Annotated in this window: 10 protein-coding genes; 1 reads left to right on the top strand and 9 read right to left on the bottom strand. The window is 42.8% G+C overall.

The window, feature by feature from the left end:
* Positions 1-74 precede the first annotated feature (74 nt).
* On the bottom strand, positions 75-1985 hold the full coding sequence (locus C4H11_RS13335; protein WP_106042736.1) for a polysaccharide biosynthesis protein: 1911 nt from the start codon (positions 1983-1985) through the stop codon (positions 75-77).
* A gap of 277 nt (positions 1986-2262) precedes the next feature.
* Positions 2263-3588: a PhoH family protein gene (locus C4H11_RS13330; RefSeq protein ID WP_106042734.1), complete on the bottom strand. Its 1326-nt coding sequence runs from the start codon at positions 3586-3588 to the stop codon at positions 2263-2265.
* A 174-nt stretch (positions 3589-3762) separates the two neighbouring features.
* On the opposite strand from C4H11_RS13330, the gene C4H11_RS13325 reads away from it, so the two are divergent.
* On the top strand, positions 3763-5016 hold the full coding sequence (locus C4H11_RS13325; protein WP_106042732.1) for a bifunctional folylpolyglutamate synthase/dihydrofolate synthase: 1254 nt from the start codon (positions 3763-3765) through the stop codon (positions 5014-5016).
* On the opposite strand, the gene C4H11_RS13320 is transcribed toward C4H11_RS13325, so the two are convergent.
* From C4H11_RS13320 to dnaN, 7 genes are all read right to left on the bottom strand, one after another.
* A complete protein-coding gene (locus C4H11_RS13320; RefSeq protein ID WP_106043458.1) occupies positions 4984-5358 on the bottom strand; it encodes a RidA family protein in 375 nt (124 codons plus the stop codon). The genes C4H11_RS13325 and C4H11_RS13320 overlap by 33 nt on opposite strands.
* Positions 5359-5473: 115 nt before the next feature.
* A complete protein-coding gene (locus C4H11_RS13315) occupies positions 5474-7177 on the bottom strand; it encodes a trypsin-like peptidase domain-containing protein (protein WP_106042730.1) in 1704 nt (567 codons plus the stop codon).
* A 3-nt stretch (positions 7178-7180) separates the two neighbouring features.
* Positions 7181-7918: a 23S rRNA (guanosine(2251)-2'-O)-methyltransferase RlmB gene (gene rlmB, locus C4H11_RS13310; protein WP_106042729.1), complete on the bottom strand. Its 738-nt coding sequence runs from the start codon at positions 7916-7918 to the stop codon at positions 7181-7183.
* Between the two features lie 51 nt (positions 7919-7969).
* Positions 7970-9628, bottom strand: a complete 1659-nt coding sequence (recN, locus tag C4H11_RS13305; protein WP_106042727.1) for a DNA repair protein RecN — start codon at positions 9626-9628, stop codon at positions 7970-7972.
* A gap of 67 nt (positions 9629-9695) precedes the next feature.
* On the bottom strand, positions 9696-10931 hold the full coding sequence (coaBC, locus tag C4H11_RS13300) for a bifunctional phosphopantothenoylcysteine decarboxylase/phosphopantothenate--cysteine ligase CoaBC (protein ID WP_106043455.1): 1236 nt from the start codon (positions 10929-10931) through the stop codon (positions 9696-9698).
* A 234-nt stretch (positions 10932-11165) separates the two neighbouring features.
* Positions 11166-11936, bottom strand: a complete 771-nt coding sequence (locus tag C4H11_RS13295; protein WP_106042726.1) for a 3'-5' exonuclease — start codon at positions 11934-11936, stop codon at positions 11166-11168.
* Positions 11937-12045: 109 nt separating this feature from the next.
* Entirely contained in the window at positions 12046-13170 is a 1125-nt protein-coding gene (gene dnaN / locus C4H11_RS13290) for a DNA polymerase III subunit beta (RefSeq protein ID WP_106042724.1), read from the bottom strand.
* Between the last annotated feature and the right edge of the window lie 163 nt (positions 13171-13333).

Raw genomic sequence — 13333 nt, 5'->3', positions numbered from 1 at the left:
AAAACGCTCTCGTTCTTTTGATACAACCTCACTTATTTTTTTGCGGCTTCCTACAAGCAAACAACGGCGTGAGCTCAACAAGATTTCTTATCCAATGCCTCGAAGCAGGAGTTCTTGCTCACAAATTCAGGAACGATATTCTTCATAGCCGATACAATCTTCATCTGGTCGTAAGTATAGCTCATGTCAATCAGCTCTTGAATACGTACTTTCACCTCCTCATAATCATACTCGCGCACGTTGGCAATCATAATCTTCTCATGATAAGTGGGTTTTGTCAGCTCCTTCACATTGAGCAGTTCCTCATAGAGTTTCTCGCCATGACGAAGACCGGTGAACTCTATCTTCACATCTGTACGGCCTGAAAGGCTAATCATACGCTTGGCAAGATCGACAATCTTCACCGGCTTGCCCATGTCGAAGATATAAATTTCACCGCCGCTACCCATACTTCCCGCTTCAAGCACCAAACGACAAGCTTCGGGAATAGTCATGAAGTAACGTATAATCTCAGGATGCGTAACCGTCACCGGGCCACCACGCTGAATTTGGTCGCGAAAACGTGGGATAACAGAGCCATTAGACCCCAACACGTTACCGAAACGCGTTGTAATAAACTGTGTGGCTTTCTCCTTCCCTTCCTTCTGAAGTTTTTTAGCCAAAGATTGCACGTAAATTTCACAAATACGCTTGGAACATCCCATCACATTTGTAGGATTCACTGCTTTATCCGTAGATATCATGACGAATTTCTCAGTCCCATATTTTACGGCAAGATCGGCCAATGTACGAGTACCATATACGTTTATTTGGATGGATTCGGAAACATTATCCTCCATCATAGGCACATGCTTGTAGGCAGCAGCATGGAAAATGTATTGGGGCCTGTACTCCTTAAAGATAGCTTCCATCCGGGTCGCATTAGATATGTCCGCTATAATTGTTTCGGCATCAATATTGCGCCAACGGTCTTGCAGTTCCAGACGAATATTGTGCAACGGAGTCTCCGCCTGATCCACGAGAATCAATTTATAAGGATTGAAAGAGGCCACCTGACGCATAATCTCACTACCGATGGAACCGGCCGCGCCTGTAATCAATACGCGCTTACCCTCAAGCTGTGATGCCACCTTATGAATATCTATCTCGATGGGGTTGCGTTGCAGCAAATCTTCAATTTGTATCTCCTTCAATTGAGTACGGTTCAAGCCCTTCCCACTCCAATCACTTAAAGGAGGAGCGGTCATAAGTTTAATCTTGTGTGCAAGTATGCGGTCGGCTATATCCGACTTTTGCAGTTCCTCCATTTTTGCCGGAGAAATGATAACCACCTGTACGTTGCGGTCGAGCAAGTTGTCAATCAATGTATCGTCGTTAGGATATACCTTAACTCCCATCATTACCTTATTTATAAGTTCAGGCTCATCGGCTATGAATCCACGCAGACGATAATGGTTACGAAGATTTACACGCAACGACTTGGCTATGTTGACACCCGCCTCTTTTGCGCCGTAGATAAACACATTGGCACTGTGTCTGCCGTCAAAATTCAATACTTCAAAAATGGTCTTGACTATCACACGTGAAGAAGCCATCATTGCAAAACTGATGATGTAGGACATGAACAGCACACTGAAAGGAGCCAACTTGATATTCAAAAAAGCATCTCCCAACACGTTTATCCCCATCAAGATGGCATAGGAAACTGTCAAGGATACAAAGATGCGCATTATATCAACGAAGGAAGAGAAACGCAACACATTGGAGTAAGTACGGAATACGCGGAAGAATATAAGATTAATGATTACTGTTCCGAAAATTGCTTTGTCAATGGTTGAAGTTTCCATGAAAACACTTTTGAAATCATACCTTAGAACATAAGCTAAAATACTTGAGACAATGATGATGCATACATCAATCAAAAGAATAGTCCATATCGGTAATACCTTTGTGGAGAGGTACCGTTGAATTAGTTTCGCCTTCATTTCATTTAATAGTTTTTGTTTTAGGATTCGCAAATATACGCTATTTCCTCCAAGAAAGACAAATAAATGATAAAAAATATTATAAAAGTTTGATTTATTTCACATGCGCAAAGGAGGATATCGTCAGATAAAACACGAAGAAAGGCTTCTCCCTAAAAGAATGATGCAACGGATTAGAGAGAAAAAGCAGGGATATAATGAATTACAAAACAAACCCGTCTCCTTGTCTTTTACGACCAGAAGACGGGAGGGGTAGAAGCTTTCTTACAGAATGACATCACATCAGATTACTTGCCAATTCACTCAACGGGCTGCGTTCTCCTTTTACCAGATTGACATGAGCAAAAAGGTTTTGATCTTTCATGCGGTCTATCATATACACAAGTCCATTAGATTGACTGTCCAGATAGGGCTGGTCTATCTGCTGAATATCACCCGTGAACACCATCTTTGTACCTTCACCGGCACGGGTAATTATCGTTTTAATTTCATGCGGCGTCAAATTTTGAGCCTCATCAATGATGCAATAAGTCTCGCTCAAACTGCGTCCGCGAATAAAAGCCAAAGCTTCAATTATCAATTGTTCGCTTTTTTGCATGTCTTCCAGGCGTTTCACTTCGCTGGAGTTAGCCGCAAATTGATGCTTTATCACATTCAGATTATCAAACAGGGGCTGCATATAAGGAGCAACTTTCTCATTGGCATCTCCGGGAAGATATCCAAGATCTTTATTAGACAATGCCACAATGGGACGAGCCAAAAGGATTTGCTTATAATCTGTCAGTTTTCCCAAAGCAGCAGCCAGTGCCAATAATGTTTTGCCGGTTCCAGCCTTACCGGTCAGGGCTATAAGCTTTACATCCGGGTCGTTCAGCACTTCAAAGGCAAAGCTCTGTTCGGCGTTACGGGGCTCAATACCATAGTTTCTGGTTTTGTTTACCCGGCAAACAGAGTGAGTAAAAGGATTATAACGGGCAAGCACGCTGCTTCGGTCACTTTTCAAGACAAAGCAATCATTGGGATGAACAATATCCTTAAAGTTGAATTCACTGACGTCCAACCCTTCCTTCGAAGAATAAATACGATCTATCAAAGTGGGATCAACTCCCTCAAATACTTCATTCGATTTTTCAAAGATATCAAGATTCACCACTTTATCGTTGATATAATCTTCACACAGCAGGCCGATAGAACGGGCTTTCATCCGTAAATTCACATCTTTCGTGACCAAAATGGATTTCATCTTCGGATATTTCTCGTTCAGCCAGTCTGTCACTGACAGAATCTGATGGTCGGGAATGCGCTCGGGAAAGGAATCATGCACTCGGGAAGAATTTATCGTACCCGTCACAACAAACAGCCGCCCCAAGCCTTCGCCCAACGGAGCACCGCGAGTGAAAAGATTGTCATCGGTTATCAAATCGAGTTCGCGGACAAATTCACGGGCATTGAAATTGATCTGCTCATTGCCTTTCTTGAATTTATCCAACTCTTCAAGGACCACGATGGGGAGATAAATGTCGTTTTCTTGGAAATTTTTCAGACAATTATAATCGTGAAGAATAACATTCGTATCAATCACAAAATTTTTCTTGGTTCCCATACTCATTAGATTTTAATTATTAATGTTTTCAGGATAAAGCAAAACCATATTCAGGCAATAAAAAACAAGCGTGCTTCTTTTGTATAACCTACGGTTTACGTTATCTTTGTTGTCCTTAAAGATAACAATTTAATACAGAGAAAAAGATTTCTTTCTCGTTAAATATTACAAAAGATGGATTATCAGGACACTTTAACCTATTTATATAACAGCGCTCCCATGTTTCAACAAGTAGGAGGTTCGGCCTATAAAGAAGGATTGGAAAACACTTTGGCACTGGATGAGCACTTCGGCCACCCACATCGCAAGTTTCGCACCATTCATGTGGCAGGTACCAACGGTAAAGGCTCTTGCTCGCATACCATTGCAGCCATACTGGAAGAAGCGGGCTATAGCGTGGGGCTATATACCTCGCCCCATTTGGTAGATTTTCGCGAACGTATCCGCGTCAATGGGCAACCCATACCGGAAGAGTATGTCATCCGTTTTGTGGAAGAGGAGCGTTGTTTTTTTGAACCGCTGCATCCGTCCTTTTTTGAATTAACCACCGCTATGGCTTTCCGGTACTTTGCCGATAAGAAAATAGATGTAGCTGTGATAGAAGTGGGACTGGGAGGACGCTTGGACTGCACCAACATAATCCATCCGGATTTATGTATCATCACTAATATCAGTCTTGACCACACCCAATTCTTAGGGAATACATTGCCCCAAATTGCAAGAGAAAAGGCAGGAATCATTAAAAGCGGCATCCCCGTAGTGATCGGCGAAACAACCCCGGAAACTAAATCCGTATTTCAAAAGAGAGCCGGAGAAGTAAATGCTCCCATCTATTTTGCAGAAGAAAATGGACGTGAGGATTATCCCAGTATAGAATATGAACTAAAGGGACTCTATCAGAAAAAAAACTCCCGTACTATTCTCACAGCCCTTCCACTCCTGAAAGAAGCCGGTTATCGACTGGATGAACAATCTGTGCGCAGAGGTTTTGCCCATGTAACTGAGCTGACCGGCTTGATGGGACGTTGGCAAAAGTTGCAAGACTACCCTACCCTAATTTGCGATACAGGACACAATGTGGGTGGAATCACCTATATAGTAGAGCAACTTAAACAACAGGCTTTTCACAATCTGCATATTATCATCGGCATGGTGAATGATAAAGATATACAAGGCGTGCTGGCATTGCTGCCCGAAGATGCAATTTACTATTTTACCCAAGCCAGCGTAAAACGTGCCTTACCGGCAAATGATTTACAAAAACTTGCGGAAAGTGCCGGGCTCAAAGGCAACTGCTATCCAGATGTACCTTCGGCCGTACGAGCTGCACAAGAAAAAAGCCTCCCGGAAGACTTTATCTTCGTAGGAGGCAGCAGTTTTATTGTGGCCGACTTATTAGCGAACCGCGATGCACTCAATCTCCACTAAAGCGTCCTTGGGCAATGCCTTAACAGCAACGGCTGAGCGTGCGGGAAAAGCTCCGTCAAAATAAGTGGCATAAACCTTATTCATATCGGCAAATAAAGACATGTCTGCCAGAAAGACTGTGGTTTTTACAATGTTGCTCATATCCAAACCTGCCTCTTCCAGAATATGCTTCATGTTCTCCAAGGATTGGCGGGCTTGTGCTTCTGCCCCTTCCGCCATTACTCCGGTAGCTGCATCAATGGGTAATTGACCGGAAACAAACACCATCCCGTTAGCCTCAACAGCCTGACTATATGAACCTATAGCACCCGGCGCTTTGGGGCTGCAAATTGTTTTTTTCATCATTTCCAATGGTTTTATATAGTTAATAATAATAGTACACAAACGCTTTGTGTTTATCTTACTCACACTTTAAAAGAGGTTCAGAACATACGCAGTATTCCGAATCCATTTATTTTTATTTGCAGTGCTTCTCTATCAAAGCGTCTACATTAGTGTCTCCCAGTTCCTTTGCTTTGCTAAAGTTATCACAAGCCTCCTTATTCTTCTTTAACTGAATTTGTGCAATCCCCATCAGACGATATGCTTCTGCATATTTGGAATCTTTGACCAAAGCAGCTTTCAATACGTTCAATGCTTCTTCATAACGTCCGACACGAATATTTACTACCGCCAACTCTGCACGATAAGTCAATTCATTCGGGTTCAAATCAATGGCCTTTGTCATATCATCCAGTGCACGCTGATATTGCTTGGCTTTTAAGGCAGCCTGTTCGCGATAATAGTAGAACACATCATTGACATTGCCGTTTACGGCTTTATAATAGGCATCATAATCCGATACAGCATTACGTGCCTGGCCGGCATTCATACGAGTTTGTGCACGTTCTAACAGATAAGGCGCCGCTTCTTCCGTATAGGGCTGCGAGAGACGCATAACACAACTATCCATCAGAGCCAGTACTTCTCCGGCAGGTGCCTGCATCAGCTCCTTGGCCTTTGCCGCACTAAAGAAGGTGGCCGGCGATGCCATGTTACTATGGTTCACTTTATCGTAGCAGACAAATGCCGCCGGATAATCCTGTTTGGCAAATAAAATGTCTCCCTCCAATTGCTGATAAACAGGCAAGTTCTCTATTTCCATCGCTTTCTTTATCTCTTCCAAAGCAGTATCATATGACCAGGATTTATATACCTTTTCCGGTTTTCCCAATACATAACTATATATTATTTTAGCACGGTTAAAGAAAACATCGTCTTTCTTCACGGCAACCTTCAATGCCTTATCCATATCACCGGACACTTTATCCATGGAAGCATCGTCATTTGACATGAGAATTTGCTGGGAAGCACGGCGAAGATAACCATCTGCACTATTAGGATATTGTGCGATAAAATTATCCAGAGTCTCCATATACTTTTCCGGAGAAAGCTGTGAAGAAGCCATATAAAGAAAAACTAAGGCTTGCTCTTCCGTATCAGGTAGTGCTTTCTTGATTCCGATATTCTTCAAAGCCATATCTCCATAAGAAAACGGCGAAATATTCTGCGCCATCGCAAATTGGGCATCAATGGCATAACAAATACCAGCAGTATCTTGTCCAACAGATTGCTGAACCAATCCGAACACTTGTCCGTCCGCCGTCATCACCGGACAACTCACCATCTTGTCCTTCAAATGCATATCAAGCGTATAATAAGAATACTTATCAGCTATCGGAGTCACCTCTTTTATCTTCCCGGCAGTATAAGAACGATTCTTTTGAGTGGAATATGGCAACAGAAATACATCGGTTCCCACCGCCGAAGCAACAGAAGCCAAAGTCAAGGCAGAAACTTTCTTTCCGGAAGTAGCGACCCGAAACCTCACCACATCATACATATCATTAGCTCCCATAATAGCCTCAACAGGCATCTGTATCCCGTCAGAGGTCATTACAACTGCACGTTCGGCTCCTTTAAACAAGGTATAATCAGACAAGGCAACTCCCTCTTCTGCGACAAAAAAGCCGTTGCCGGTATTCAGTATTTTATCATTTCTATCATAAGTAACCACAGAAAAGACAGCCCGCTTGGCTTTATCTATCCACTTCGGAGCTTGCGCCAGACTCCATTGGGCCAACACACATAGGGTGCACATCAACAGCAAATTCTTTTTCATATCTTAGTTCCTTTGTTTTACAGCTTCATAAATCAAAATACCGGCAGCAACAGAGACATTCAAAGATTCGATAGTTCCCAACATAGGTATTTTCACCCATTCGTCACACAATGCCAGGTTATCATAAGAAACCCCTCGGTCTTCAGATCCCATAATGATGCACATCGGGCCCGTATAATCCGCTTTGGTGTATTCATAATCTCCCTTCTCGGTGGCTGCCACAATCCGGAAGCCACTCTCTTTGAGAAACTGAAGTGTTTCTTTCAAACTCTGCTCACGGCAAACAGGCAACGTGTGCAATGCTCCTGCGGAAGTCTTCATGGCATCTGCATTGACCGACACACTATTCTTCGCAGGAATAATCACCGCATCCACTGCCGCGCACTCGCACGTACGGGCTATAGCTCCGAAGTTACGGACATCCGTAATTCCATCAAGCATTACAAACAGCGGATTCTTGCCTTGTTCGAAAAGAAACGGCACCAGATGTTCCGTTTTCTGATACGTCACTGATGAAATAAAAGCAACCACTCCCTGATGATTTTTACGGGTTATGCGATTAATCCGCTCAACTGGAACACGCTGTACCAGTATCAATGTACCCTTCAAAACAGCGAACAACTCTTTTGACAAATCGCTCTGAATATCTTTTTTCACCAATATCTTATCAATCTCTTTTCCTGCCTGAATGGCTTCTATCACGGCACGGATTCCAAAAATCATTTCACTTTGCTCAACCATCTATTCATTCAACTATTTATTAAGAATCTATTTAATTTTATCGCATATCATTCACTTGTTCAGCAACGCCTTAGCATTATTCAGAGCAGCTTCCGTCAAAGTTGCCCCACTCAACATGTGAGCCAGCTCCTCTATTCTTTCTTCATCGGTCAGACGGCGAATATGACTATTCGTTTCCGTTTCATTGTCTTGCTTATAGACTTTGTAGTGAGCACTTCCCCGGGCAGCAATCTGCGGCAAATGAGTAATACTGATAACCTGGCGGTTCTGTTCACCCATCTCTTGCATGATATCCGCCATACGGTCGGCTATCTCACCGGAAACTCCAGTGTCTATTTCATCAAACACAATGGTAGGTAATTTGACTGCACCTGCAATCATTGCTTTGATTGATAACATGACACGCGCAATTTCACCCCCGGAAGCTACAGAAGAGATACTTTGCAAAGTTCCATTCTTATTAGCCGAAAACAAGAAATTCACAGTATCCGCCCCATGCGTTCCCGGCTCCTTACGCACTCCCATCTCCACCCGAAAACGGACATTGGGCATTCCCAACGGAATCAAACGTGCGGCCATCTGTTCCTCAACCTCACGGGCAGCAGTCATACGGGTCTCCGTAAGAAGACCTGCCTGTTTTTGCACTTTATGATATAAAGCTTCACAGTGTTCTTTCAATTCTTCTATCTGTTCATCGGAAGAAGTTATGGCTGAAAGCTTGGCCGCATATTCATCTGTCAACCGCAAAAGTTCATCGACAGTAGATACTTGATGCTTTTGTTGGAGTGTATAAATCAAATTCAAACGCTCGTTCACCTCATCCAGACGTGTGGGATTAAATTCGATTTGTTCTTCCTTTCCGGCAACTTCCTGCGAAATATCTTTCAGTTCAATGTAAGTACTATCCAGACGTTCGGCAAGTTCACCGGCAGCCGAATAGACACTCCGTAAGACATGCATCGTATTCAAGCACTCTTTCAGCCCAGAAAGTAAACCACCTTCATCCGAATGTAACATCTGCCCCACTCGATATAACCCAGCTTTAATGTCTTCTGCATGGTTCAGAGTTTCAGCTTCCTGCTCCAGTTCTTCCTGCTCACCCGCTACCAATCGCGCCTCTTCCAGCTGCTCCAGCTGGAAACGGATGTAATTTTCATCAGCCTTATCACGCTGCGCTTGTGCAACAAGCTCGGCCAAATCCTGCTGCACCTGCTTCCACTCTTGATAAAAGCCTTGATAAGCACGCAGTATATCATCATTGTGAGACAGAATATCAAGAACATTGAGCTGAAATCCTTCTTTGTTCAACAAAAGGTTCTGATGCTGAGAATGTACATCAATCAGTTGTTCTCCCAATTCCTTCATCTGGACCAAGGAGGCCGGTGTATCATTGATAAACCCCCGGCTCTTGCCCGAAGCAGATACTTCACGCCGAAGAATACACTCTGTCTCATACTCCAACTCATTCTCTTCAAAGAAAGGTTGCATACCATAGGCAGATATATCAAAACGAGCTTCAATCACACATTTAGAAGCTCCCGTACGAATGGATTTCACATCGGCACGTTGTCCCAATAACAACCCGATGGCACCTAAAATAATAGACTTACCCGCACCCGTTTCACCCGTTATCACGGAAAAACCTCCATCGATATTTATATCGAGCTGCTCGATAAGTGCATAATTCTGTATATAGAGCGAATGCAACATTTTCTTGATAATTAGACCTTTAATTAAACAACCGACAACGAACAAGGAGATTGTTATCCCACTTTATTCACTCTGTTTGTTTCAGCACTTTAACCAAATGATCCACGATATCTACAGCGACTTCGGCCTTGGACTTCAATGGATAATCGGTCTTTCCTTTATTATCGATAATCGAAATCTTATTGGTATCGTGGCGAAAGCCCGCTCCTTTGTCGTTCAACGAATTCAAGACAATAAAATCCAGATTCTTCCGCTTGAGTTTTTCTTCTGCATTCAGCTGCTCATTATTCGTTTCAAGAGCAAACCCCACTAAAACTTGTCTTCGGTTACTGCCCTTCTTCCTCTTCTGTTTACCCAAGAAAGCAGCAATGTCCTGCGTAGGTTTTAAAGCCAATGCCATTTCACCCGTTTTTTCTCGCTTTATTTTCTCGTCAGCCACGTGTTCGGGAGTATAATCGGCCACCGCAGCAGTCAAGATAGCTGCATCCGCAGAATCCCAACAAGCACCGGCTGCATCGTACATGTTTACAGCGGATTCCACCTGGATATATTGATTCATAGGGAAGTACGTTTTTTGTTGAACCGGCCCGGCAATCAATATAACTTTGGCTCCACGACTTACACATTCATCGGCAAGCGCAAAGCCCATCTTGCCGGATGAATAGTTGCCGATAAAACGCACGGGATCTATCTTTTCATAAGTAGGACCCGCCGTTATCATTATCGTCTTTCCAATCAGCTCACCCTCTTTAGCTGCAAAATACATTTCCAAATCCCGGACAATATTTTCCGGTTCCTCCATACGTCCTTTACCCACCAAATGGCTGGCAAGTTCTCCTATGCCCGGCTCTATAATATGATTACCATACGAACGAAGGATATCCAGATTCTTTTGGGTAGAAGGATGAGCAAACATATCCAAATCCATGGCAGGTGCAACAAACACAGGAGCTTTTGCGGAAAGATACGTAGTAATCAGCATATTATCTGCCACCCCATTGGCCATCTTGCCAATTGTGGAAGCTGTTGTCGGGGCAATCAGAAGAGCATCTGCCCACAGCCCTAAATCCACGTGACTGTTCCATGTACCATCACGCTGAGCAAAAAACTCACTGATAACCGGCTTTCCTGTCAAGGCAGATAAAGTGATGGGAGTGATAAACTCCTTGCCCGCCGGTGTAATAACGACTTGTACTTCTGCACCGCGCTTAATCAAATCACGAATAAGCAAACAGGATTTATAAGCTGCAATGCTTCCGGTAATGCCCAAAACAATTTTTTTTCCTTTCAATGTATTTGCCATCATGCAGAATATTTCGAGCCATAAAAGCCCGCTTTGATTTTTATCCTTGTTTCCCTTAAAATTTTCAGGTTCTTAGAAACTGTTTTGATTTTCTTTTTTTAAGTTTTATCAGTATCTTCCGGGTTTATTTCCGGTCTTTTTGTCCGTTTTCCTTCTTCACATAGCCCATTATGTGCTCCTCATAACAACAGAAAACAACTCAGAAGGAAGCTGAAATAAAATCAAAACGGTTTCTTATTTCTGAGTCAATTCTCGCAAACGAATTTTGGTCAACATCGCTTTGGTATTCAAAGTAAAGTCACTGTTCTGTATCCAGCTATAATAACCGGGATCACGCTTCAAAACGTCGGATACCGCCATTCCTTTATATTTACCGAAGTTGAACACTTCCACCCCTTTATCATCATAGACCATACGGCCTGCAAAATCCACATTTTTATTGAAATTGGAGTAATCGGAAAGAAAAGCAATATCGTTTTGCAGTTCCGGATAACGATCCAGTTGCGACATCAGCACCTCGTAAGTAGCACGAGTATCTGCCTCTGCCGTGTGTGCATCTTCCAATTTTTTGCCACAATAGAATTGATAGGCAGCAGACAGTGTACGCTGTTCCATCTTATGGAAAATAACTTGTACATCCACAAACTTACGACGGCTCATATCAATATCCACACCGGCCCGAAGGAATTCCTCCGCCAAGACCGGGATATCAAAACGATTGGAGTTGAAACCCGCCAAATCACATCCTTCTATATCATTGGCTATGCTACGTGCCACTGCTTTAAAAGAAGGACAATCGGCCACATCCCGATCGTAAATTCCATGAATGGCAGAAGCCTCTTCCGGAATATGCATTCCGGGATTGATGCGCATGGTTTTGGACGCTTCATTTCCATTAGGATAAACTTTAAGATAACAAATTTCGACAATCCGATCTGAGTTAATGTTTGTACCTGTGGTTTCCAAATCGAAAAAAACAATCGGGTTTTTCAGATTTAATTTCATTGTTTTCTATATTTACTATCTTTCACCACAAAGGACACAAGGGCACAGTCTCTCAACAAGTCCTGTACTCTCGTGTCCTCTTACGATAAAATAAATCACATTTATTCTTTTAATCATTCAACATCATCGGCATCAACAGCATCAGTAAATCTTCATTCTCTTCTTGTTCTACCGGAATGATGACACCCGCACGCGACGGGTCGGCCAATTCAATAATAACTTCTTCCGCAGAGATATTGCTCAAAATATCAATCAAGAAAGTTGATTTAAAGCCTATGTTCATCGGATTGCCCACATACTGACAAGTCAATGTTTCTTCTGCTGAGGTAGAGAAATCTATATCCTGAGCTGATATTACGATTAAATTCTGCTGCATGCGTAGCTTGATAAGACTGCTTGCCTGCGATGAGAAAATGGAAACACGACGTAATGCTCCAATCAACTGCTGGCGATCTACCGTCACTTTATAGGGATTGCTTTGCGGAATTACAGAATTGTAGTTGGGATAACGTCCTTCAATCAACCGGCACACCATACGGTAGTTTTCCAAAGTAAATACGGCATTACGTTCGTCGAATTCAATAGTAACCATGCCCTGTTCCCTCGGCAGCAGATTTTTCATCAGTGAAGCCGGCTTCTTAGGAAGGATAAAGGCTGCACGTTCGTTGCCTTTGGCGGCCAATGTCTTGCAGCGTACCAGTTTATGACCATCCGATGCCACTATCGTGATATTCTCCGTCGTAATATCAAAATAGATACCGTTCATCACCGGACGAAGTTCATCATCCGCTGTAGCAAATACAGCCCGATTAATACTGTTCAACAATACTTGTGCATCCACCTCTACATGCACGGCATTGTCGCCCAACATGGCCGATTGTGGAAACTCATCGGCATTCTGTCCCATCAAACTATATTTACCGTTCTGATACTGTACCGTAATTTCAAGAGAGGCCATATTGACCTCAAAAGTCAATGGTTGCTCAGGGATTTCCTTCAAAGCATCCAACAATGTTTTTGCCGCAACGGCAAAACGCCCATCCATATCACTTTCGTTCACCTCGACTGTAGTAACCATTGTTGTTTCACTATCAGAAACTGTCACAGACAAAGTTCCGTCTTGCAGTTCAAAGAGGAAACAATCCAAAATGGGCAGTGCATTCTTTGAATTAATCACACGGCTGACAGCCTGTAAATGACTGGAAAGCGCAGTACTTGAAACGATAAATTTCATATATTCCGTATATTTAAGTTTTTATTTTGCTATCTATATAACTGACGGACAAAGTTAAAAAAAGAATTCCCTACGACAAAAAATTAGCAAGAAAAAACAGCTGATTATTCTTTTAGTATTCCTAAAAAATTGTAACTTCGCCGCATCATTAAACAAGAAAACA

The organism is Bacteroides zoogleoformans, from assembly GCF_002998435.1.
GTDB lineage: Bacteria > Bacteroidota > Bacteroidia > Bacteroidales > Bacteroidaceae > Bacteroides > Bacteroides zoogleoformans.
This window is presented reverse-complemented; position numbering and strand designations above follow the sequence as displayed.

Excerpts from the sequence above, each read along its gene's own strand:
- C4H11_RS13335 (WP_106042736.1), bottom strand. The coding sequence starts at position 1,985 with ATGAAGGCGAAACTAATTCAACGGTACCTCTCCACAAAGGTATTACCG.
- C4H11_RS13330 (WP_106042734.1), bottom strand. The coding sequence starts at position 3,588 with ATGGGAACCAAGAAAAATTTTGTGATTGATACGAATGTTATTCTTCAC.
- C4H11_RS13325 (WP_106042732.1), top strand. The coding sequence starts at position 3,763 with ATGGATTATCAGGACACTTTAACCTATTTATATAACAGCGCTCCCATG.
- C4H11_RS13320 (WP_106043458.1), bottom strand. The coding sequence starts at position 5,358 with ATGAAAAAAACAATTTGCAGCCCCAAAGCGCCGGGTGCTATAGGTTCA.
- C4H11_RS13315 (WP_106042730.1), bottom strand. The coding sequence starts at position 7,177 with ATGAAAAAGAATTTGCTGTTGATGTGCACCCTATGTGTGTTGGCCCAA.
- rlmB (WP_106042729.1), bottom strand. The coding sequence starts at position 7,918 with ATGGTTGAGCAAAGTGAAATGATTTTTGGAATCCGTGCCGTGATAGAA.
- recN (WP_106042727.1), bottom strand. The coding sequence starts at position 9,628 with ATGTTGCATTCGCTCTATATACAGAATTATGCACTTATCGAGCAGCTC.
- coaBC (WP_106043455.1), bottom strand. The coding sequence starts at position 10,931 with ATGGCAAATACATTGAAAGGAAAAAAAATTGTTTTGGGCATTACCGGA.
- C4H11_RS13295 (WP_106042726.1), bottom strand. The coding sequence starts at position 11,936 with ATGAAATTAAATCTGAAAAACCCGATTGTTTTTTTCGATTTGGAAACC.
- dnaN (WP_106042724.1), bottom strand. The coding sequence starts at position 13,170 with ATGAAATTTATCGTTTCAAGTACTGCGCTTTCCAGTCATTTACAGGCT.